At 47.3% G+C, this 20695-nt stretch carries 16 protein-coding genes; 8 read left to right on the top strand and 8 right to left on the bottom strand.

What is annotated here, in order from left to right:
* Positions 1–53: 53 nt before the first annotated feature.
* The 3 genes from C4S39_RS03280 to C4S39_RS15230 form a co-directional block, all read right to left on the bottom strand.
* Entirely contained in the window at positions 54–695 is a 642-nt protein-coding gene (locus C4S39_RS03280) for a response regulator (RefSeq protein WP_181023742.1), read from the bottom strand.
* A gap of 16 nt (positions 696–711) precedes the next feature.
* Positions 712–2829, bottom strand: a complete 2118-nt coding sequence (locus tag C4S39_RS03275; protein WP_103965620.1) for a sensor histidine kinase — start codon at positions 2827–2829, stop codon at positions 712–714.
* A gap of 124 nt (positions 2830–2953) precedes the next feature.
* Entirely contained in the window at positions 2954–3130 is a 177-nt protein-coding gene (locus C4S39_RS15230; protein WP_181023738.1) for a hypothetical protein, read from the bottom strand.
* Positions 3131–3481: 351 nt separating this feature from the next.
* Here C4S39_RS15230 and C4S39_RS03270 point away from each other — a divergent pair, with 351 nt between their 5' ends.
* The 6 genes from C4S39_RS03270 to C4S39_RS03245 all read left to right on the top strand — a co-directional run bounded on the left by C4S39_RS03270 (position 3482) and on the right by C4S39_RS03245 (position 8542).
* A complete protein-coding gene (locus C4S39_RS03270) occupies positions 3482–3808 on the top strand; it encodes a hypothetical protein (protein ID WP_103965619.1) in 327 nt (108 codons plus the stop codon).
* A gap of 138 nt (positions 3809–3946) precedes the next feature.
* Positions 3947–4336 carry a hypothetical protein gene (locus C4S39_RS03265; RefSeq protein WP_146059736.1) on the top strand — a complete coding sequence of 130 codons (390 nt, stop codon included), beginning with the start codon at positions 3947–3949 and terminating at the stop codon, positions 4334–4336.
* Between the two features lie 223 nt (positions 4337–4559).
* Positions 4560–5792, top strand: a complete 1233-nt coding sequence (locus tag C4S39_RS03260; protein WP_103965617.1) for a bifunctional alpha/beta hydrolase/OsmC family protein — start codon at positions 4560–4562, stop codon at positions 5790–5792.
* Between the two features lie 6 nt (positions 5793–5798).
* On the top strand, positions 5799–6203 hold the full coding sequence (locus C4S39_RS03255; protein WP_103965616.1) for an RNA-binding S4 domain-containing protein: 405 nt from the start codon (positions 5799–5801) through the stop codon (positions 6201–6203).
* Between the two features lie 17 nt (positions 6204–6220).
* Complete coding sequence (locus C4S39_RS03250; RefSeq protein ID WP_103965615.1) at positions 6221–7006, top strand: aldolase; 786 nt, start codon at positions 6221–6223, stop codon at positions 7004–7006.
* A gap of 339 nt (positions 7007–7345) precedes the next feature.
* Positions 7346–8542, top strand: a complete 1197-nt coding sequence (locus tag C4S39_RS03245; protein WP_103965614.1) for an HD-GYP domain-containing protein — start codon at positions 7346–7348, stop codon at positions 8540–8542.
* Positions 8543–8556: 14 nt separating this feature from the next.
* On the opposite strand, the gene C4S39_RS03240 is transcribed toward C4S39_RS03245, so the two are convergent.
* The 4 genes from C4S39_RS03240 to C4S39_RS03225 all read right to left on the bottom strand — a co-directional run bounded on the left by C4S39_RS03240 (position 8557) and on the right by C4S39_RS03225 (position 13713).
* Positions 8557–10884, bottom strand: coding sequence for a nitric oxide reductase activation protein NorD (locus C4S39_RS03240; protein ID WP_103965613.1), 2328 nt, complete (start codon positions 10882–10884; stop codon positions 8557–8559).
* Between the two features lie 58 nt (positions 10885–10942).
* Complete coding sequence (locus C4S39_RS03235; protein WP_103965612.1) at positions 10943–11749, bottom strand: CbbQ/NirQ/NorQ/GpvN family protein; 807 nt, start codon at positions 11747–11749, stop codon at positions 10943–10945.
* A 106-nt stretch (positions 11750–11855) separates the two neighbouring features.
* Entirely contained in the window at positions 11856–12212 is a 357-nt protein-coding gene (locus tag C4S39_RS03230; protein ID WP_103965611.1) for a ribulose bisphosphate carboxylase small subunit, read from the bottom strand.
* Positions 12213–12291: 79 nt separating this feature from the next.
* Entirely contained in the window at positions 12292–13713 is a 1422-nt protein-coding gene (locus tag C4S39_RS03225; protein ID WP_103965610.1) for a form I ribulose bisphosphate carboxylase large subunit, read from the bottom strand.
* A gap of 207 nt (positions 13714–13920) precedes the next feature.
* On the opposite strand from C4S39_RS03225, the gene C4S39_RS03220 reads away from it, so the two are divergent.
* Both C4S39_RS03220 and C4S39_RS03215 read left to right on the top strand, forming a co-directional pair.
* Positions 13921–14835: a LysR family transcriptional regulator gene (locus tag C4S39_RS03220; RefSeq protein ID WP_103965609.1), complete on the top strand. Its 915-nt coding sequence runs from the start codon at positions 13921–13923 to the stop codon at positions 14833–14835.
* A 147-nt stretch (positions 14836–14982) separates the two neighbouring features.
* Positions 14983–16341, top strand: coding sequence for a sigma-54 dependent transcriptional regulator (locus C4S39_RS03215; RefSeq protein WP_181023737.1), 1359 nt, complete (start codon positions 14983–14985; stop codon positions 16339–16341).
* Positions 16342–16700: 359 nt separating this feature from the next.
* On the opposite strand, the gene C4S39_RS03210 is transcribed toward C4S39_RS03215, so the two are convergent.
* A complete protein-coding gene (locus C4S39_RS03210) occupies positions 16701–20690 on the bottom strand; it encodes a DUF5801 repeats-in-toxin domain-containing protein (RefSeq protein WP_219817910.1) in 3990 nt (1329 codons plus the stop codon).
* Positions 20691–20695: the final 5 nt, after the last annotated feature.

Here is a 20695-nt window from a genome sequence, read left to right as displayed (position 1 = left end):
TGCGGCAGTTTTCTTCGTTCTGCAGTGCTGAGATTTCAGAGCCATGGGTTTTGTTATTTATCCGCAAACCATTTAGTTGCATAGCGTATTAAATCCCCCGTATCTCTCAATTTCAATTTAGTACGAATATTAAATCGATGTGTTTCGATCGTTTTAACGCTACGGGATAATAAGTTCGAAATTTCATGGCTGTTATAGCCAAGACCAATTAAGTGAAATACCTCGAATTCACTGGGAGTCAGCGCACTTACCGTAGCTTCTTGCTCATAGCCTCTCACTGCAATTCGCTTTAATACCTGTTCTTGCATACTTTTACTCAGAAAAATATTACCTTTCAATACTTCACGAATCGCTGCTATCAGAACATTCCTGGGCTCCTGTTTCATAACATATCCACGGGCGCCGGCTCTTAATGCACGTTCAGCATAGACAGACTCATCATGCATCGAAATAAATAATACCGGCAATGAAGGGGCCAAGGATTGGACGCTTTTGATTATTTCAAGTCCGGATACTGATTTAAGCGAAACATCCAATATCAATATATCAATAGGAATGTTTTCCTTGATATTTTTCTTGATAATTTCAATGGCTTCCGGACCATCTCCGGCTTCACAGGAGACTTCCATATCCGCTTCCATGTTAATCAGCATTGCCATGCCATGTCTAATCATGGCGTGATCATCAACCAACATTATTTTTGATTTGGTACTAATTGTCACCTTGATTTACTGGAACTATGAAATGCACTTCTACACCACTTACATTTCGTCTTAAGATTTTTAACTTGCCATCCAATTGTTTTGCACGGTAATGCATAATCTTTATTCCCATTCCAGAAAATAAATCTTCTTCTGAACCAGACTCGGATTCATCGAAACCTTGACCATCATCACTAATCGTGAGGTGCAGAAGTTTTTCATTTGATTCTTCTATGGTTAAAGAAATTGATATATGCCTTGCTTTACCGTGAATTACTGCATTATTAATCGCTTCTTGGGCAACTCTATACATATTCAGCGCTATTACGCTACCCACGTCCTCATCGCTAATATTGTTGGTAAATTTACAGGTGACATTATACGTCTCGCTTATTCTAGTTGCGAGTGTTTGCAGAGCGGAAATCAATCCATTCGTTTCTAATTCGAAAGGTAATAGAACTTTTGAAAGTTGCTTAATATTTACCACGAGATTTTGAGTTTGTAGCGCAATGGATGCTGCCAATTCCGAAATTCTCGCGCGCGGTACATTCGTATCACCGGTTTGCACTTCCAGTACGCTTGCTTGAAATGCAACCGCGGCTATTTGCTGACCAATATTATCGTGCAATTCTTGCCCAATCTTATGAACCTGGCCTTCAGCAACGGATACCAAAGCTTCCTCCACCTGCCTAAGCTCGATCCAACCTTCTAGAACACTTGCGATAGCATCGATAAGTTTTTGTTCTTCAGTATTGGAGCTTTGCGCATCCTGCGTGTAGTAAACCCGTAAGTATCCATGATTCTTATGATTAATATAGATGTCGGAATGAATAAAAAAATTAAAAATAGATTTTCTATCGCTTGATCTGACGGGTCTTATTATTTCAATAAGATTAGTAGATTTTGACTCAATATCTTGATTTTTATCATAATTCTGAGAAATATATCGCTTGTCATTGATTAAAATTTCGGCTACGCTGGTATGCGGAAATTGTAAAGCGGGGATCAGATGCTTGAAAATTTTCTGACATACTCCGTCGATTGATACCTCCAGTTCCATTTCCTGGCGTATCTCATAAAGGCAGGTTATTTCCTTTAGCCTTTTACGTAATTCCTTCTCTTTATTGGTTAATTCAATAGAATATTCTTCAGCTTTAACCTTTGATTGACGCGCTTCCTTTTCAGAGCTTATGAGTTTTCTGATAAACCAGTTCAATAATAGAATTTCAGCAAGAATCAACGCGACCAAATAGAAAGTGATATCTTTTAATCGATCAGTAACCGGCATAAATAATTCATCCTGGTCCAATTTCAGCAACATCACAATGCCAAAAGCGGGTAATGGAGTAAATGCCTCAATAACGGGAACATTTCTATAATCGACTGCGGAAGCAACACCGCTCTTCCCCTCTAGCGCCATTTCTTTTGGGGAAACACCTCCTTCTTTGTTATAGCTTATCCCTAAGTGTGTAAATCTGATAGAACCGGGACTATTGATAAGACATGCGATGGCTTGACGATTTTCTGACAATTTGGCGCAGATTAGAAATTCCACGCTCTTTCCAATAGATTGAATGTCCCTGAAACTTCGGGTCAAATTAGGCAATCGTGTTTCCGTAGTGATCCTTCCAATTCTGTTTCCCTGGTTAAAGACGTTAACGGTTACGCGCAGTACAAAAACATTATCCCAAATAAGCTTGGAGTTTTCGTCACTATCCAAGGGTATTATGGGATTCTCGTTCGAGCTGAATACGCCAACCTGGGATAATACGTTGTTGTTCCGGTCATAAACTGCAGCAGCACTGAAACCTATCAGTGTAAGGGAATTTACATTACGAGTAAGATTGTTACTGGCGGTTTCATTATCGATATTATCATTTAAATCCTGCATAAACTGAACAATAAAGGGCCTGAGAGCCAGTGCACGGGTGTCTTCTATTCCTTTTTCTACTCTCGTTTGAAATAATAAAGCCTTACCTTCCAGGGCTCCAGTCAACCCCCTGCCCAATACAGTTTCAATCTGCTGGCGCATCGCATTATAAACTGTGATTCCGGTTGTCAGTGTCAATCCCAATAACAATAGACCCCCTACGATGCTGATTTTGTGAACATCCTTGGTAAAGAACACGCTGCTCTCCTTGGGTTATTTTTAATCAAACGAGCTTTTGCAAAACATTGCGTGCTCTTTTGAATACTCTGTAAATCACTAGGTGTCAGACTGGCAAAGATTCATTGATCCTCTTCGGCTGATGTCAACGATTAACCGCTTGTTCAATTTTTAAAGTATGCGGTTCTTCTCCAGTAATCGCATCAGTTTCTTCTCTTGCCAGTTTTCGGCCTGATTCAAGTACAATTTGACGCAGTTCTTGCAAAGCAGCTACAGCAGGAAAGCCACGCATGCTATCGCCCATTTGCAGTTCATCGGCCATGCCAAACGCCATTGCTTATACATTCTCTAATAAGTATTCGGAACGATGTCATAAAAATTTTTTTACTTGAATATGTTAAGCCTGTCGGTTTTCGAGTGCGACAATATGCCACATTGCCAATAGGGGCGCCTTAAACGATAATGCAATAGTACGCCTGCTGCTATGTAATGATTTATCGATAGTGTATTACATTTGCTTGTCGATAATTTCCAAAAAACTGCAATTGAGCATTGAATAATTATTTGTCGATTTTCTGGAACTACTGGAAGGAAAATGAAACTTAAATTCCAAAAGTGGTATCCATCTCATTATTCTTTTTAGTACTTATATTCTTGCGGGGAATACCAGTCTATGCCACTGCTTATTACACAACAAACCTCAATTCTTCAGCTTATATTGGCAATGTTCAACGCGCCTCCAGGCGCAAGCAATCTTAATTATCTCACCATTCAACTGAAAAATGGTCAAGCGCTGGAAAATTTGGCGCAATCATTGGCGGAAAGTATCCTGTTTTTTGATAAACAGTATGATGATAACCTTTCTCCAATCGATTTTTCCGAAGCCCTGATAAAGGATTTGTTTGGTAATCGAATATCAGATAAAAATAAGGCACTAATCAGCGATTATATGATTAATAAAATGTCAGCCGGATCTTCTCAGGAGGAATTAATTTCGTAATTTATCAGTGTCTTATCCTAGGTTTCTATCTCCGACTCCAACTGGGGCGAAGCGGCTCTGCACTACAATGGCCATAATGTCACAAAAATTGTCGATCATTTGTTAGGCGATGCCTTTACTGCTGAAAACAAAGCCGTTGTGATCGAATTTATTTTGACTCAGATGAAGGCTGGAAAAACTTTCGGCGCAATGATCGTGTGGGGTATCAGAACCTTAGTGAATGTCGATCACAGTAACCCTGTTTGGGGTAATGCGGCAAAGTTATTCAATCATCGAGTTGAAGTTGCGAAATATCACTCCATCGATAGGAATGGCATCATTACAGATCTTGCAACTTTGCAACAAATTTTATCCGGTGTTACGGTGAATTCCGAAACAATCATGACCGCAAAAGCCGCAATTGACAGATTACAGGATCATTCTTGCATGCGAATTCAACATTTGAACACATTTCACTTGGATGAGGCGTTGAAAAATAAGAAACAAGGCTCTGTTTTATCCTCCGTACAGGAATTAAAATTTGCCTGAGACCAGGTGGCACGCAAATTCCCTGGTCTTGTCATAGGGCTTTACCTGGCGTTTTGGGAGCATGAGCACGCCTTTGGAACACTAAATTTCTGCCCTAAGCAATTTAATGGTTTTTTATTCATGCAAATGAGCGGGTTTTAATCAGTCATTTTTGGTACTATTCAGACATAGCTTGGAGGTAAACAGGATTTAAGTTAACTTGCTGTGAAGAGGTCGATAGTCCATGCCACGTATTAAAGCAGTATTTGAGAATTCTCAGGGTGAGTCATTAACGGGTTTGTTGGAAATGCCGTCCGGCACTATTAAATCGTATGCACTATTTGCCCATTGTTTTACTTGTTCCAAAGATAATCCGGCGGCAGCACGGATAGCCTTTGCACTGGCTGATCGGGGAATCGCAGTATTGCGATTTGATTTTACCGGGTTGGGTACGAGCAAAGGTGATTTCTCGGATACCAATTTTTCTTCCAATGTGCAGGATTTATTAGCCGCGGCACAGTATCTTGAGCAGCACTATGCTACACCTGAGCTGCTGATCGGGCATAGTCTGGGTGGCGCCGCCATATTAGCGGCAGCACAGGATTTGTCATCGGTTAAGGCGGTAATTACCATCGGAGCGCCGGCAACCGCCTCGCATGTCAAGCATTTGTTCGCGAATTCGTATCGTAAATTACAAGATCAGCAATCGGTGCAGGTTAAGTTGGGCGGAAGAAGTTTGAACATTCGCCGTCAATTCATTGATGATCTGGAAAAATATAATTCTGTGGCGCATATTGGCGCGTTAAGAAAAGCGCTGCTGATCTTTCACGCGCCGCTGGATGACACCGTTTCGATAGACGAAGCGGCGCGCATCTTTACTGCGGCCAAGCATCCTAAGAGCTTTGTGTCGCTGGATCAGGCAGACCATATGCTATCCAACCCGCAAGATTCCCAGTATGTCGCGGAGGTCTTATCCGCGTGGGTCAGTCGTTACCTAAAAACAAATCCAGCATCAGTTGGACAAGAAGAAGCCGCAAGGCCACCGATCGAGCAGGGTATGGTGATTGTGCGCGAGTGCGATAAAAAATTCACCCGTGAGATTTTGACGCAGCATCACCGTTTGATCAGCGATGAGCCCATTGCATTGGGTGGTTCTGATCTTGGATTGAATCCTTATGAATTATTGCTTGCTGCGTTGGGTAGTTGTACTTCAATGACCTTGCGCATGTATGCGAATCACAAGCAAATTGACGTGCAGGATATTCAGGTCGAGTTGCAGCATAGCCGGATTCATGCCGAAGATTGCGCCGATTGCGAGAAACAGAAGACACAAATTGAACTCTTAACCCGGAACATTCGATTGACAGGCAATTTGAGCGATCAGCAGCGCGCCCGATTATTGGAGATCGCCAATAAATGCCCGGTGCATAAAACGCTGCAAAACAAGATTCAAATAAATACTAATCTTGCAGATTAATATTGTATGCAATCCAATGAAAATAGTGAGAAATATCGTATAGATAAATGGCTGTTTGCGGCACGGTTTTTCAAAACACGTGCATTAGCAGCCGAAGCGATTGATCGTGGCCGAATTGCGCTTAATGATCAGAAAGTCAAACCTGCAAAAACAGTTGCAGTAGGGGATAAAGTGGAAATTCGTATTAATAATTATCAATATACGATTGAAGTATTGGAGTTGTCGAATAAAAGAGGCTCCGCACCACAAGCACAGCAGCTTTATCGTGAAACTGCGGAGAGCCGGGAGCAGCGGGCGCTGCTGGCCGCACGGTTAAAAGCCCAGCCACAGCCTTTTGTTACCAAAGGACGCCCAACCAAGCGCGACCGGCGGGAGATTGAGCGATTAACTTCAAACACCGGCGAATTTTGAGAATCCAGTGAGTGCACATGAGCAATGACACTTTCAATCTAAACAAAGAACAATTGATCAAGCAATCGCTGAAGCAAATGGATAAACATTTGCAAGGTGCGGATTATACGCAAGCGCAAAAATTGGCGTTGACCTGCAGGATTTTGTTTGATAACGGGCATGATTCAGGATTAGCCGGACAAATTACCGCACGTGGTGAGCAATCGGGTACTTATTTGACGCAACGGCTGGGGTTTGGCTTTGACGAAATTTGCGCCAGCAATTTATTGCTCGTCAATGAAGATTTGGAAGTACTGCAAGGCGATGGCATGGCCAATCCGGCCAATCGCTTCCATTCCTGGCTGTATCGCGCACGGCCCGATGTGCAGTGCATTATTCATACGCACGCCGTATATACCGCTGCGTTGAGCATGCTGGAAGTGCCGCTGCAAATATCGCACATGGATAATTGCGTGCTCTATGACGATGTGGCTTTCTTGCCCCAGTGGCCGGGTGTTCCGGTCGGCAATGATGAAGGCGAAATGATTTCCAAGGCTATCGGTAACAGACATGCCTTATTGTTAGCCCACCACGGTTTATTGATCGCCAGTTCGAGTATTGAAGAAGGATGTATACTGGCGCTTGCTTTTGAACGGGCGGCGCGTATGCATTTGCTGGCAGCATGCGCGGGCAAGATTCAGCCGATTGATCCCGATTTAGGGCGCGAAGCACGCGACTGGATTCTGCGCGGACAACGCAGTACCGTGGCTTTTGCATACTATGCACGACGTACTTTAAGAAATGGGGCGGATTGCCTGGAGTAGTTGCACGTCAAGTATCATTAACTTTAACTTTGTTTGTATTATTTGAAGAATCAAATTCACGCGCCATGATTTAAAAATCAATTAAAAAAATTGATGCGCTTGATTAATATACAACAATATCCAATTATGCAGATTTCTACTTAACATTGTATAAGTATCTGTATTATATTAAGATAATATGTATTCGGTATAAATGCATCTATAAAATACCGCATTCCTGTCGTTAGTTTTTCCACCAGAAAGTGTACATATATTGTTTTCTTGCAGATCAGTGATTGATGCCTGAGGGTTGAATCAATCAATTATATTAATTTATTTTCTACTTTTATATTGAGCCTGATGATAAAGAAAGTGCAAGCCAATGAGGTCCGGCTGGGGATGTATATTCATGAGATCCGCGGCAATTGGATGGAACATCCATTCTGGAGAAAGTCCTTTAAACTGGTTCAGCAAAAGGATCTGGATAAGCTTGTGAGCTGCAATCTGGATGAAATATGGATTGATACCGGTAAAGGCCTGGATGTTATTAAAATTAATCAAGTGAAGAACCTTGATGGTGTGACTTCCGCTAAGCCGCTACAGTCAATAAAAAAGCCGGTTGCACGGGTTTCGGTCGAGGAAGAGCTGCATGTTGCCAAAAAAATCCAAAATAAAGCTAAAGAAGCGGTCGCTGCAATGTTTGGCGATGTTCGCATGGGTAAGGCACTCGAAATTGAGGAAGCGAAATCATTGGTGAATGAAATCAATCAATCAATGGAACGAAATCCAAATGCATTGCTTACATTGATCCGGTTAAGAAATGTTAACGAATATACCTACATGCATTCCGTTGCGGTTTGCGTGCTGATGGTTGCGCTGGGGAGGCACTTAGGCTTAAGTGAGGCACAAATCAAACAAGCGGGTACTGCCGGACTGCTGCATGACATAGGAAAAATGGTGATTCCGAATGAGGTGCTCAACAAACCCGGAAAACTGACGGATGACGAGTTTGTCATTATGAAAAGTCATCCGGTACGCGGCTGGGAAATTCTGAAATCCTGTTACCAGGTTCATGAATCGGTTTTGGATGTTTGCTTGCATCATCATGAGCGTGTGGATGGAAAAGGTTATCCGGAAAAATTATCCGGTGATGCATTGACGTTGTTTGCGCGCATGGGTGCAGTTTGTGACGTTTATGATGCAATTTCTTCAGATCGTTGCTATAAGCCGGCTTGGTCGCCAGCTGAGTCCATTCGGAAAATGGCTTCTTGGAGAGAAGGGCATTTTGATGAGTCGATTTTTCAAGCATTTGTTAAGACGGTTGGTATTTATCCATCCGGCACTTTGTTAAAGCTCCAGTCCGGACGGTTGGGCGTAGTGATAGAGCAATCGGCAAAAAAATTAACTACTCCCATTGTTAGAATTTTTTTCTCCACACGCGCCAATACACATATTCCGATTGAAATTATAGATCTATCAAAGGGGATGGATAGTATTGAGAATATCGAAGATTCAGCTAAATGGGGCTTCGACCTCAATAAGATTCAGGGAATATGATTCACTTTGGCAATCTACCTTGTTAATCCCGCATACAACACCGGTAATTTCTCCGGCAAGCGCTCTACGTGATCCACTACCAGATAATTGCGTTCGCCGAAGATGCGCGACACATATTGATCGGCGCGTGGATCCAGGCTCATACAGTAGGTAAGGATTCCGGATCGACCTGCTTCTTCCACCGCTTTCTTGGTATCGTGGCGCAGATATTGCGGGTCACGCACGTCAACGTCCGCCGGTTCGCCATCGGTGATAACGAGCAGCAGTTTTCTTGCGGATTTCTGCAGTTTCAGGTAATGGCTGGCGTGCCGCATGGCGGCGCCCATGCGCGTCGATAATTGCCCGGTCATGCCGGCAAGGCGGGCCTTGGGGATTTCGTTGTAGGGTTGTTCGAAATCCTTGAAACGGTAATATTCCACGTCATGCCGCCCATCCGAGCAGAAGCCGTGAATCGCAAACGGGTCGCCGATTTTGTTGATGGCGTTCGCGAGTAATACGGTGGCTTGACGGGTCAGATCCAGCACCGAGTAGTCCTGCCCGGCGACCTTTTCGTTGGTGGATTCGGATAAATCCAGCAGCACCAGCACCGAGATATCACGCACTTTGCGTACCGAGCGCATCATGATGCGCGGATCGGGCTGCATGCCCATGCGGATATCGATCATCGAGCGGATCGCTGCGTTGATGTCGATCTCATCGCCATCTTCCAGTTTGCGGATGCGGCGCGTTCCTTGTGGCTGCATCGCATCCAGTAAAAATTTCATGCGCGCAATCTCGCGTTTGTATTGTTGCGCGATGTCGTCAATACATTGCATATCGCCCAGCTTGGCGCGTTTTTCCTGCACCGTTGCCCAGTCAGGGCGTTCCAGTTGAATCTGGTAATCCCATTCGGAGTAGTGGTATGGCGCTGACACCGGCTCCTTGCCTTCCATATCGTTGTACGAAACACCCATGTCTTCGTACGGGAAGAATTCGGTGCCCATGACCCAAATTTCCTGCGCATCGTCTCCGGCTGATTCCACTTCGACTTCGTTGGCGAATTCCATCACGTTGACGTATTTGCGCACTTGTTTCGGTGCATCATAACCAGCCGATAATGATTTGTTTAAATCAAATTCTTCGAATTCCCAGAAATAGCGGTTGTCATCGCGATAGGGGGCGGTGAGGTGATCCGTCAGCATGGCAAAGGGAATGTTTTTTTCTCTAAAGCTGTGGGCCAGTTGAACCCCGATCTCCCAGGAGATTTGATAGCTATCCAGCTTGTCCTGTGTGGCGGCAAAAAGATGGCGGCCTTCCGTAATCCAGCGATCCGTATCCTGATAATCCGGATCGAGCAGCGCGCGCGCCAGGCGATTGAGATAATCGCCCATCGTGGCAGCCATATCCGGTGTGGCGGTATGCAACGCTGCCCAGGTTTTGCGCAGACCGGGAAAGCGGCGGATGGCAAGTTCTTCGATACGTGCATCTTCAATCACGGAGATTATCGCCATTTGCATCGGATTTAATCCTTCCGCAGAAATGGGCTGTCTGGTTTCCACCAGATGTGCGGCGGCATGTGCGGCGGCGGCTCGATAAACTTCGGTGGCGGTGACATCGCCATGGCTGTCATAAGCATCGGGTAAGTAGATGAAATAATTTTCAATATAAGGTTTGTAGCCCTCACGCGATTCAAAATCACCGGAAGTGGGTTTCATGAAAAAGTCCCGCCCCCACAGTGCGCGCAGATACATGTTGATACGGCGTTGCACATCGACAAACAGCGTACCTTTACGTTCTTTTTGCAGAACTGCGAGCGATTCCTTGGATTCCAATCCAAAATACTTCATTTGCTCTTCATAATTCGTGCGATGAGCATGGGCTCCCCACATCGCCCAACGGCGCAAGCCTCCCAGAGTCAGTTGCCCGAACAGGATATCCAGTTTGTTGAGCATGGGGCGCATGCCGCGCGGTGCTTGTGCAATCAGGGTATTCAGAAATTGCAGGTAATTCTGGAATAACTGGGCATCACCCAGGCGTTTGGCGGCTGTCGGGGAGGTGGCCAATACCAGTTCGATCACCGCACCTGAAGTTCTTGAGGCCAGTGAAAGCACGGAAGTCGCCAGATCGCTGATGATATCCTCACCAATTTCTTTGGCGACCAATGGGATTTCATCAATCCAGCAGTCCACAAGGCTGCGTCCGCGGCCCAATCCATCCAGTGCCGAGACGCCTTTCAGATAATTATCCAATCCCCGTGCCGAGAAAGTTTTCACTACCTCAGGCCAGGCATGACTGAGCAATTCAACCGATTCCGGTTCCAGATCTTCCAGCAATTCTTTGTAGTCATCCAGATTAATACTCATCGTGACACACTCTTATATAAGATTATTGAGCAACTGTACGCAATGAATCAGTCCAGTTTTAATTAAAGAAAGTTGATACAGCGGCATCCAATGCGTCACGCATATCAGGGTCATCGGTAATGGGGCGCACCAAGGCAACGCGGCAAGCAGCATGGGCATTTACCTTTTTGACGATGAGACTGCCGGCGTAGATCAGCATACGTGTTGAGATGCCCTCATCCAATCCATGCCCTTTCAGATTACGTGCACGTTCGGCAATCGATACCAGTTTTTCTGCAATCTCAGTGGATACGCCGGTTTCATGCGCGATAATTTCACTTTCAATGTCATGACTGGGGTAATTGAAATCCAGCGCGCCAAAACGCTGCTTGGTCGATTGCTTGAGGTCTTTCATCAAACTTTGATAACCCGGATTGTAGGAAATGACAATCTGGAAATCAGCATGTGCATGAACAAGTTCGCCTTTTTTCTCCAATGGCAGGACACGGCGATTATCGGTTAGCGGGTGGATTACCACGGTGGTATCCTGGCGTGCTTCAACGACTTCATCCAGATAGCAGATAGCGCCATAGCGTGCGGCGACAGCCAACGGACCATCTTGCCAGCGTGTGCCATTGGCATCCAGCAGAAAGCGCCCCACCAAATCGGATGCGGTCATATCTTCGTTGCAGGCGACGGTAATCAGCGGTTTTTTTAGTTTCCACGCCATGTGTTCAACAAAACGGGTTTTGCCGCATCCTGTAGGACCTTTCAGCATCATAGGCATGCGCACGGAATAGGCCGCTTCATATAATTCCACTTCATCAGCTACGGGATGGTAATAAGGCTCTGCGGTCACACGGTATTGATCAATGATTTTGCTCATGATGAACTCCTGTTATAGCGATCTGATAAGTACTTTATTTTGATCAAAAAAAACCCCCGACCCTGTTACAGGTAAAGGGGGTTCTCGGGTACGAACCCGCTGTTACCTAGACAGTCTTGCCGCGGTATATCACCATGGCTGTGCCTTGCGATTGGTTGAAATTGTTGTAACCAATCAAACGGACATGATTGTTCGGATTCGCTTTATGACAAGCGGCGGCTTCCGCCAGCACGCGGTCTACATCAGTTTCACCAAACATGGGCAGCTTCCACATATACCAATAGGAGTCCATGATATATTCTGGTTCTGTATGTTCGATAGCTGGATTCCAGCCTTTACTAACTAAATACTGTACTTGCTTCTTAATATCTTTGTCAGACATCGCAGGCAGGTAAGAGAATGTCTCAAATTTGCGGCTTGCCGGATCACTGACACGTGATTTGTAATCGATTACTTCGCTCATAATTTATTCCTTAAACTTTAGAGAGATGAAGGAGAAAAGCAGCGTTAACCATTAACTATTCTCCTTGAGTTATGTATTCTTACTTGTGAGCTATGTCCAGTTTATCAACCGTATCAAACTCGAACTTGATCTCTTTCCATGTTTCCATGGCGATTTTCAGTTCAGGGCTGCTTTTGGCTGCTTTAGTCAGAATAGCTTTGCCTTCTTTCTCGATTTCAATGCCTTGATTACGCGCTTCCACGCAGGCTTCCAATGCGACGCGGTTAGCGGCAGCACCCGCAGCGTTACCCCATGGATGACCCAGGGTACCACCACCAAACTGCAAGCAGGCATCATCACCGAAGATTGCGACCAGCGCTGGCATATGCCAAACGTGAATACCGCCCGATGCGACCGGGAATACACCTGGCATGGAGCCCCAATCCTGATCGAAGAACAGGCCGCGGCTGCGGTCTTCTTTGATGAATTTGTCGCGCATGGTATCGATCCAGCCGAGGGTTGCGGCACGGTCGCCTTCCAGTTTGCCGACCACGGTACCGGAGTGCAGGTGATCACCCCCAGATAGACGGAGTACTTTGGTTAAAACGCGGAAATGAATGCCATGGTGCGGGTTGCGATCAAGCACGGCGTGCATAGCACGATGGATGTGCAACAGCATTCCGTTGTTGCGGCACCAGTTAGCCAGTCCCGTATTGGCAGTTAAACCGCCTGTCAAGTAGTCATGCATAATGATCGGTGCGCCTAATTCTTTAGCAAACTCGGCACGTTTGTACATTTCTTCCGGGGTTGGCGCTGTTACGTTCAGGTAGTGGCCTTTACGTTCTCCGGTTTCACGTTCGGCTTTTTGGCAAGCTTCCACCACGAATTGGAAACGATCGCGCCAACGCATGAACGGTTGACTGTTAATATTCTCATCGTCCTTGGTCAGATCCAGGCCGCCACGCAGACATTCGTATACGGCACGGCCATAGTTTTTGGCGGACAGACCCAGCTTGGGCTTAATGGTGCAACCTAACAATGCGCGGCCATATTTGTTAAAACGATCGCGTTCCACTTGAATACCTGCGGGAGGTCCGCCGCAGGTTTTGACGTAAGCAATCGGGAAACGGACATCTTCCAGACGCAGTGCGCGCAGCGCTTTAAAACCAAACACGTTACCTACCAGCGAGGTCAATACGTTAACGACAGAGCCTTCTTCAAAAAGATCAATTGGGTATGCTACGAAAGCATAGTAACAGGTGTCATCTCCAGGTACGTCTTCAATCTTGTAAGCACGGCCTTTGTAGTAGTCCAGATCGGTCAGCAGATCGGTCCATACCGTGGTCCATGTGCCTGTGGAAGATTCCGCAGCTACCGCAGCCGCTACTTCTTCGCGAGGTACGCCGGGTTGTGGTGTGATTTTAAAACATGCCAGAATATCAGTATCCAATGGGGTGTAATCAGGAGTCCAGTAAGTTTGTCTATACTCTTTTACACCAGCGTTATATATTTTTACTGCCATAGCTTCTTCCTCCAGTTAAATTCCGCTCAATTCCAGCCAACCGTCCCGACAGAAATGAGAGGGGATTGTGTTACAAACAACAAACATGACTATTTAAACCTATGGATTGCACTATAGCGCTATTTATACATAAGAACAAATAAGTAATATTGATATGTATAATAAGGTTATGCTTATATCATATTTTAATTTTTCTGAATCGCTTAAATGCTGCACCTTACCTTACGCCAACTGAAAGTGTTTGAGTCAGTCGCCCGGCATTTGAGCTATTCGCGCGCAGCCGATGAGCTTCACTTGACTCAACCCGCGGTCTCAATGCAAATCAAGCAATTGGAAGACAATATTGGTTTGCCGTTATTGGAGCAATTGGGAAAACGAACTCATCTGACCGAAGCGGGACGTGAATTGTATCAATACAGCCGCTCCATTGCTCAACAGCTATCCGATATGGAAGTGGCTTTAGATGAATTAAAAGGGATGGAGCGTGGCAAGCTGAATATTTCAGTAGTCACCACGGCGAATTACTTTGCGCCCCATTTATTAGCGAAATTTTGCCAGCGTTACCAGGGTGTAACCGTGAGCTTAAATGTTTCCAACCGTGAAGCAGTGTTAAAGCAGCTGGCGGATAATCTGATTGATCTTGCGATTATGGGGCAGCCTCCTGAGAATCTGGATATTGATAGCGAATCTTTTATGGAGAATCCATTGGTTGTGGTGGCACCGCCGGATCATCCATTGTGTAAAGAGCGATTTATTCCGGTAAAACGATTGGCCAAGGAAATTTTTCTCGTACGGGAATCCGGTTCTGGCACACGTAGTGCCATGGAGCGTTTTTTCGCCGCACATAAGGTCGCTATCAACAAAGGCATGGAAACAGATACAACTGAAGCGATCAAGCAAGCGGTGCAGGCGGGCATGGGGTTGGGTATCATGTCGTTGCATACAGTGGAACTGGAGCTGGAAACGAGTCGATTGAAAATTCTTAATGTTCAAGGGTTTCCCATTGTTCGTTATTGGTATGTCGTCAATCGTAAGAATAAACGCTTATCCAGTGTTGCAAATGCATTTAGGGAGTTTTTATTAACAGAAGCCGAGAAATTAATGCTTGAATCAAAGAAATGAAATGATTAGATAAGCAAATTAAGTTTTGAAAAAATACTGATCGCAAGATATAAATATTATTCGCACCACGATACATACAATTGTTTAGAAATGTCTTATTTACGTTGTACTGTGAAACTCAAAAAAAATCTAATAAAGGCAACGATCATGACCAACACGGAACGCAATCTTCTGATTTTTCAATATCAGCAATCGAAAGCCGATTTCTACAAAGATCTTACAGCCAATAATTGGAAAATTTATATTGCCCACAATTTCGATGAAACGTTTGCTCTGTTGAGCAGAAATAAATTCTTGGTGGGATTTTGTTTGATCGAAAACCAACACGATGACATATTTTGGCAGGAACTGAGAAAATTTTGTGACAAATTTCCAAAGATCAATTGGGTCATGGGGCTCTCCAAAGAATGTCTGATTGACACATCGATTTATTCAAACAGTAGCTGTTTCATCATTGACTATTGTTTTGATTACTTCGTTCTGCCTATCAATATAGAACATCTGAATTTTTTGCTCGGTCATGCTTACGGCATGGCCGAATTAGCCTATAGCTGTTACCCGAAATTTACCAATTGCCAAAGTTTTGAGGGCATCATCGGCACTAGCATGGTCATGCACAAACTCTACAAACAAATAGAAAAAGTCAGCAAGGAAGATCTGTCGGTGCTGATCGAAGGTGAAACCGGTACTGGCAAGGAACTGATTGCCAACGCAATTCATAAGCATTCCCGCCGGAGCGGCAAACCCCTTGTCGCCATCAATTGCGGCGCCTTTCCGCCTGAATTGGTACAAGGTGAGCTATTCGGCTGGGAAAAAGGCGCATTTACCGGTGCTCACAGCCGCCGAATCGGCCGCATTGAAGCGGCGCAAGGCGGCACCTTGTTTCTCGACGAAGTTGGCGACTTGCCATTGCTGCAGCAAGTCAATCTGTTGCGGTTTCTTGAAGAACGATCGATAGTCCGCGTTGGCGGCACGGAAAAAATTCTGATCGATGTACGAATTATTTCCGCAACCCATGTGAATCTGCTTCAGGCCGTCCAGGCCGGAAAGTTCCGCGAAGACCTGTATTACCGCATAAGAGTGCTTCATCTCGAAATCCCGCCATTACGTACAAGAGGTACCGATATCGAACTTTTGGTGTGGTTTTTTTTCCGGGAGTTTTCCAGAAACATCCGTCGCAAACCGAGAGGCTTCAATGCGGAGGCGCTTTATTTATTACAACAACACGACTGGCCCGGCAATATCCGTGAATTGATGAATTGCATTCGTCATGCCGTCATCATGTCGGAAAATCGCCTGCTGACGCCAGCCGATCTGAATTTGGATAAGAGGCATAAGGAACGCAGTATAAAAACCCTCGAGGAAGCCCGCGCCGAAGCCGATCGTGAAACGATCATAAGCAATATTCAAAGCGCCCACTACAACATGAGCCGCGCTGCTGAAAGACTGGGCATCTCACGAGTCAGTCTTTATCGACTGATAGAAAAATACGGGATTAAAATCTAATCCGCGTACAGATCCTCAATGCCGTGTCTGACAAACAATGGCGGTATCACACTCGGATCGTTCTCGCTCAGCCGTGCAAGGGATCCGTACCGACTAACTGGTCGTTAACAACATCGCGCTCTATTCACTGAACGCCTATGTCCTTGGCGAGTGAGACGAAGCTGGAAAAGCTCTCTACTTTAAGCCGCTTTAAGCAACGAACTATCGCCTGGAAAGTTTCTTCCCAAGCTGCACTCTCTCCGCCAACTACAGTGGTGGTTGGCGGGGGAGCGTTTTTTACAATCTACTATTATTTCCTTATCCAAGCCGGGACTTGAGTATCCCCGGTTCCCTCGGATGATGTCAAATAGGATGATGCTCTATATAAGAACAATATCCGATGAAGCAAGGTCCACACCTACCACGGTAATAACAGTGGTTTGCCCTCCGGTCGTCTCAGTTACGGAAACGATGCTGTTAGCCCCGCTATTGTCAATCGAAACACCAGCACCTGAATCCCCAAGAAGAAACAGTTTGTCAGCCGGCTTATCAAAACCCTCGATCTTGTAGGAAACTTGAGAAGCAGACAGATCGACATCGAAGCCGTCCAGGTCGCTGGAAGCACCGACCAGTGTAAAGTCAAAAGTCTGACCCAAGTCGTTGGCGAACAGGTCAACCGAAAAATTACTGGTTGCCGTGTCGCTATCGGCATCCGTCAGCGACGCGCTGAAGTCAAGTTTAACGTCGCTGGCAAGATTTTCGGTCGACTTGATGAACTCAATCACCGGCACCTTGATAACGCCCTTGCCCATGGTGAGTTGAACAGAGTCGATCAGCTTTGCACCTTGTGTATCGATGGCAAAGGATTTCTGCCCTCCAGCCTCGGAAGTCAAATCACCACTCAACACTTTTATGCTGCCTGAATTAGTGCCGTCATCGAAGAAAATCTTGTAGTACAACTCCTCGGTCGCTGGATCATAACCTCCTACCGAATTGTCGATGAAAACTTTCACACCGGTTAATAAAGTTTCAGGATTGATGACAAAGCTTTCATCACCGGCGTTTATTCCTGCCGTGCCGTTCCCATCAAGGTTGTTATTGCCGATTCCTATGCCGGAAGTACTGACATTCATGTTTGCGGAACCAAGAAATGAAAAACCTCCCGCCTCGATTTGAGCCTCGGTGAGATCGGGTTCTCCCAACCCAATGGCGGATACTATGTCACTATCAGAGGTTGTAGCCTGCAAACCGAAAAAGACTACTTGCTCGTCAGGAGGGATAGTCAAGGTTCGCACGGCATCCGGACCGCCCGCATCAAGGGATCCATTGGCACTGCTGAATGTGATCGTCGAGCCAAATCCCTGTATCAAGTCGAATACATAGCGCCCGTTTTGCAGCGCCGTAAGCGTGAAGTCAACCGTCGTATCAGCCGTGCCTGCATTGTTGTCGAAGTCGGCAGTGAGCGAACCTGCAAAGAGGAAATCACCGGCGGGGTTAGGAGAACCAGCCAGTTCATTGAATGTGAAACTCGACCCAGCGATCGTCGAACCATCCGGTCTAACAAGTTGGAATTGACTCAAAGAAATGTCAAGATTACCTGGTTGATCAGCGCCAACAGACCCGTTCCATTCCCCGTATTGCGGGGCGATGGTGCCGGTGCCTACCAGGTTGCCAAAATCAAGTGTCGGCGTGTCGTCGTCGACATCGATCGCCAGCGTGCCATCCGCCGTGTCGCCATCGCCGTCGGCCACGCGGTAGTTGATGGTGAACGCCTGGTTGTTCTCGTCCAGACCCGCCGCATGCGCGATCGGCGCGTTCTGTGTCACCAGGTAGGCGCCCGTCGCGGTGTTCAGCGTCATCGTCAAGACCGTGGTCGTGCCCTGCTTGACCAGCAGGTTGTCACCGTCGGCCACATAGCTGAAGCCCGCCGGCGCGCCCGTGGTCAGGTAGGCGATCGAGCCCGCGCCATCTGCACCGAAGCTATGCGCCAGCGTACCGGAGACATTCTCCGCATCGATGTCATCGCCCGTGCCGCCCGGATTGCCCGCCAGCGCATCGTCATCCAGCTTCACGAGGCTGTTCGCCGCCACCGTCGGTGTATCGTCATCGACATCGAGCGCCAGCGTGCCATCCGCCGTGTCGCCATCGCCATCGGTCACCCGGTAGTTGATGGTGAACGCCTGGTTGTTCTCGTCCAGGCCCGCCGCATGCACGATCGGCGCATTCTGTGTCACCAGGTAGGCCCCCGTCGCGGTGTTCAGCGTCAGCGTCAAGACCGTGACCCCACCCTGCTGGACCAGCAGGTTGTCACCGTCGGCCACATAGCTGAAGCCCGCCGGCGCGCCCGTGGTCAGGTAGGCGATCGAGCCCGCGCCATCCGCACCGAAGCTATGCGCCAGCGTGCCGGAGACATTCTCCGCATCGATGTCATCGCCCGTGCCGCCCGGATTGCCCGCCAGCGCATCGTCATCCAGCTTCACGAGGCTGTTCGCCGTCACCGTCGGCCCATCGTCCTCGAATACCAAGTTCTGTCCGATGTTGAGCGTGGCGCTCTGGCTGTCGCCGTCCTCGTCGATGATGGTTCCGGTCAGCGTCACCAAAGTGTCCACCAACAGGCTCTTCGCGTCATCGGGATTGGTCGCATCAGGATGCACTACCGCCCGCTGCTGGTCGAGCGTGACGTCGCCCGCATCGACCCCCGAGGGGACCACACCCACCGTGAACACGACGTCCCCGCCGACCGCATTGGCGGCGTCCGTGCCCTCGCGGCCCACCACCACTCCGGATTCCAGGAACAGAAATACTGGGTTATTGGTGGCCGTATCCACCAGTTCCGAGTCCACCCCCGAGGCGCTGATGCCTAGCGCAAAGGTCAACGTACCCGCTCCATCCGTCCCAAACGCGGAGGTAAAATTGGCAGCAAAGTTCTTCGTGTCGTTGGTCGCCAGCACCGTTTCGTCCACCGTCAGCGTGGGCTCTGTACCCGTCGTATTGATGCTCGGCCCATCATCCTCAAAGTTTACTTTGGAGCCGACTTCGACTGTTGTCGCGGAGACCTGGAGCAGCTGGAAGCCGCCGATATCAAAATCAGCGCTGGCATTTCCTCTGCCTGAACCAGCATTCTCGACGAGTACGCGGTTATGATCGGCGGTTGTGGTGTATTCAATATTGTAACCGGCTTTTATTCCGGATATTGTCGCGACTCCGGTATTGAAAGCTACCGTCACGCCGTTAGCCGTTCCACCGGTACTCGTATCGATGAGGACAGTTCCATTTTGCAAGGCGACTTTGACGTGCGTAATGGGAACTGAGTTATCGTCCCCATATCCGTCAATGAAATCTACGCCTGGTTCCGAATCAGTGCTCAAGGCGCTGACTTTAACCACGGCACTCTTGCCGCTCTGTAACTGGACAACGTCGAAAGTGGCCGCTCTTGCATCGAAAACATCGGTAAAGTCAATATTGGCTTCGACATCCGCCTCGTTTTGATCCAGGTTGGGAATGGTCACGTTCTGTCGCGCACCCGTTACGAACGAAAAATGGATACCATCGCCTTCGACGATCATCTGGCTGTTGGTGCCGAAGGTTGTCGTACCACCCCCTTGGCTGCTATTGACCGTGTCGCCAGTGGTTATATTCGCCCCGGTAGATTGGTTTGCCGGATCCTTTCCAGTGGCTATGATGGCGGGATCTGTGATCCGGGTAACACCGTTATCATCTACGGTTGTCGGGTTCGCCGTCGTAAACATCAGGAACAGGTTCTGTCCGGAAGGCGCATTGGCAAGACTGAATTCCAGGTCCTGACTGGCGGCAACAAAGACCTTATCCAGTAGATTCAGCGAGTCGTCGGGGTTGGTGGGGTCTATATTCTCGAGGGGGGCGTACTGTACAGACCAGATTTTGGCGCCCGACACCGGCGTTCCGGTTTCTTCCAAATAAAGAGCGAACACGATCGGACCGTCAGCAGCACCCGCACGGCCCAGGACAATGTTGTTGTTCGTATCCGTATAGAGAAGGATGTTAGTGCCGGTGAGGGTGTTTAGATCACTATCTAACCCATTAAGCGGCGCACCACCGGGACCGACGAAGCCGAGATCGGTAATGGTTCCGCCGGGCTCTGGCGTGACGCTGATAATATTGCTGCCCGTGTTTCCTGCAGCGCCGGTATAGCCGCTTAAGGCGGTGCCAATTGTTGGGGATCCTAGTCCAAGCGCTGTCAACCGGGCAGAGAAGACTGAAGGAAGAGCTGAGTTAGCGATGTCATTATCGTTCGCGTCGCCACCCGGTGCAGGAGTAGCAGTCAAATTCTGCAATCCAGCTGATTCATCAAGCGTGATGGTTACACCTGTTGTTGTGATTATTTCATTCATTTCTG

The organism is Nitrosomonas ureae (genome assembly GCF_900108305.1).
Lineage (GTDB): Bacteria > Pseudomonadota > Gammaproteobacteria > Burkholderiales > Nitrosomonadaceae > Nitrosomonas > Nitrosomonas ureae_B.
This window is presented reverse-complemented; position numbering and strand designations above follow the sequence as displayed.

What these genes read in the sequence shown, in the direction of transcription:
- C4S39_RS03245 (WP_103965614.1), top strand. Translation starts at nt 7,346, where the DNA reads ATGATAAAGAAAGTGCAAGCCAATGAGGTCCGGCTGGGGATGTATATT.
- C4S39_RS03280 (WP_181023742.1), bottom strand. Translation starts at nt 695, where the DNA reads ATGTTGGTTGATGATCACGCCATGATTAGACATGGCATGGCAATGCTG.
- C4S39_RS03250 (WP_103965615.1), top strand. Translation starts at nt 6,221, where the DNA reads ATGAGCAATGACACTTTCAATCTAAACAAAGAACAATTGATCAAGCAA.
- C4S39_RS03260 (WP_103965617.1), top strand. Translation starts at nt 4,560, where the DNA reads ATGCCACGTATTAAAGCAGTATTTGAGAATTCTCAGGGTGAGTCATTA.
- C4S39_RS03215 (WP_181023737.1), top strand. Translation starts at nt 14,983, where the DNA reads ATGACCAACACGGAACGCAATCTTCTGATTTTTCAATATCAGCAATCG.
- C4S39_RS03270 (WP_103965619.1), top strand. Translation starts at nt 3,482, where the DNA reads ATGCCACTGCTTATTACACAACAAACCTCAATTCTTCAGCTTATATTG.
- C4S39_RS03255 (WP_103965616.1), top strand. Translation starts at nt 5,799, where the DNA reads ATGCAATCCAATGAAAATAGTGAGAAATATCGTATAGATAAATGGCTG.
- C4S39_RS03235 (WP_103965612.1), bottom strand. Translation starts at nt 11,749, where the DNA reads ATGAGCAAAATCATTGATCAATACCGTGTGACCGCAGAGCCTTATTAC.
- C4S39_RS03230 (WP_103965611.1), bottom strand. Translation starts at nt 12,212, where the DNA reads ATGAGCGAAGTAATCGATTACAAATCACGTGTCAGTGATCCGGCAAGC.
- C4S39_RS15230 (WP_181023738.1), bottom strand. Translation starts at nt 3,130, where the DNA reads ATGGCCGATGAACTGCAAATGGGCGATAGCATGCGTGGCTTTCCTGCT.
- C4S39_RS03220 (WP_103965609.1), top strand. Translation starts at nt 13,921, where the DNA reads ATGCTGCACCTTACCTTACGCCAACTGAAAGTGTTTGAGTCAGTCGCC.
- C4S39_RS03225 (WP_103965610.1), bottom strand. Translation starts at nt 13,713, where the DNA reads ATGGCAGTAAAAATATATAACGCTGGTGTAAAAGAGTATAGACAAACT.
- C4S39_RS03240 (WP_103965613.1), bottom strand. Translation starts at nt 10,884, where the DNA reads ATGAGTATTAATCTGGATGACTACAAAGAATTGCTGGAAGATCTGGAA.
- C4S39_RS03210 (WP_219817910.1), bottom strand. Translation starts at nt 20,690, where the DNA reads ATGAATGAAATAATCACAACAACAGGTGTAACCATCACGCTTGATGAA.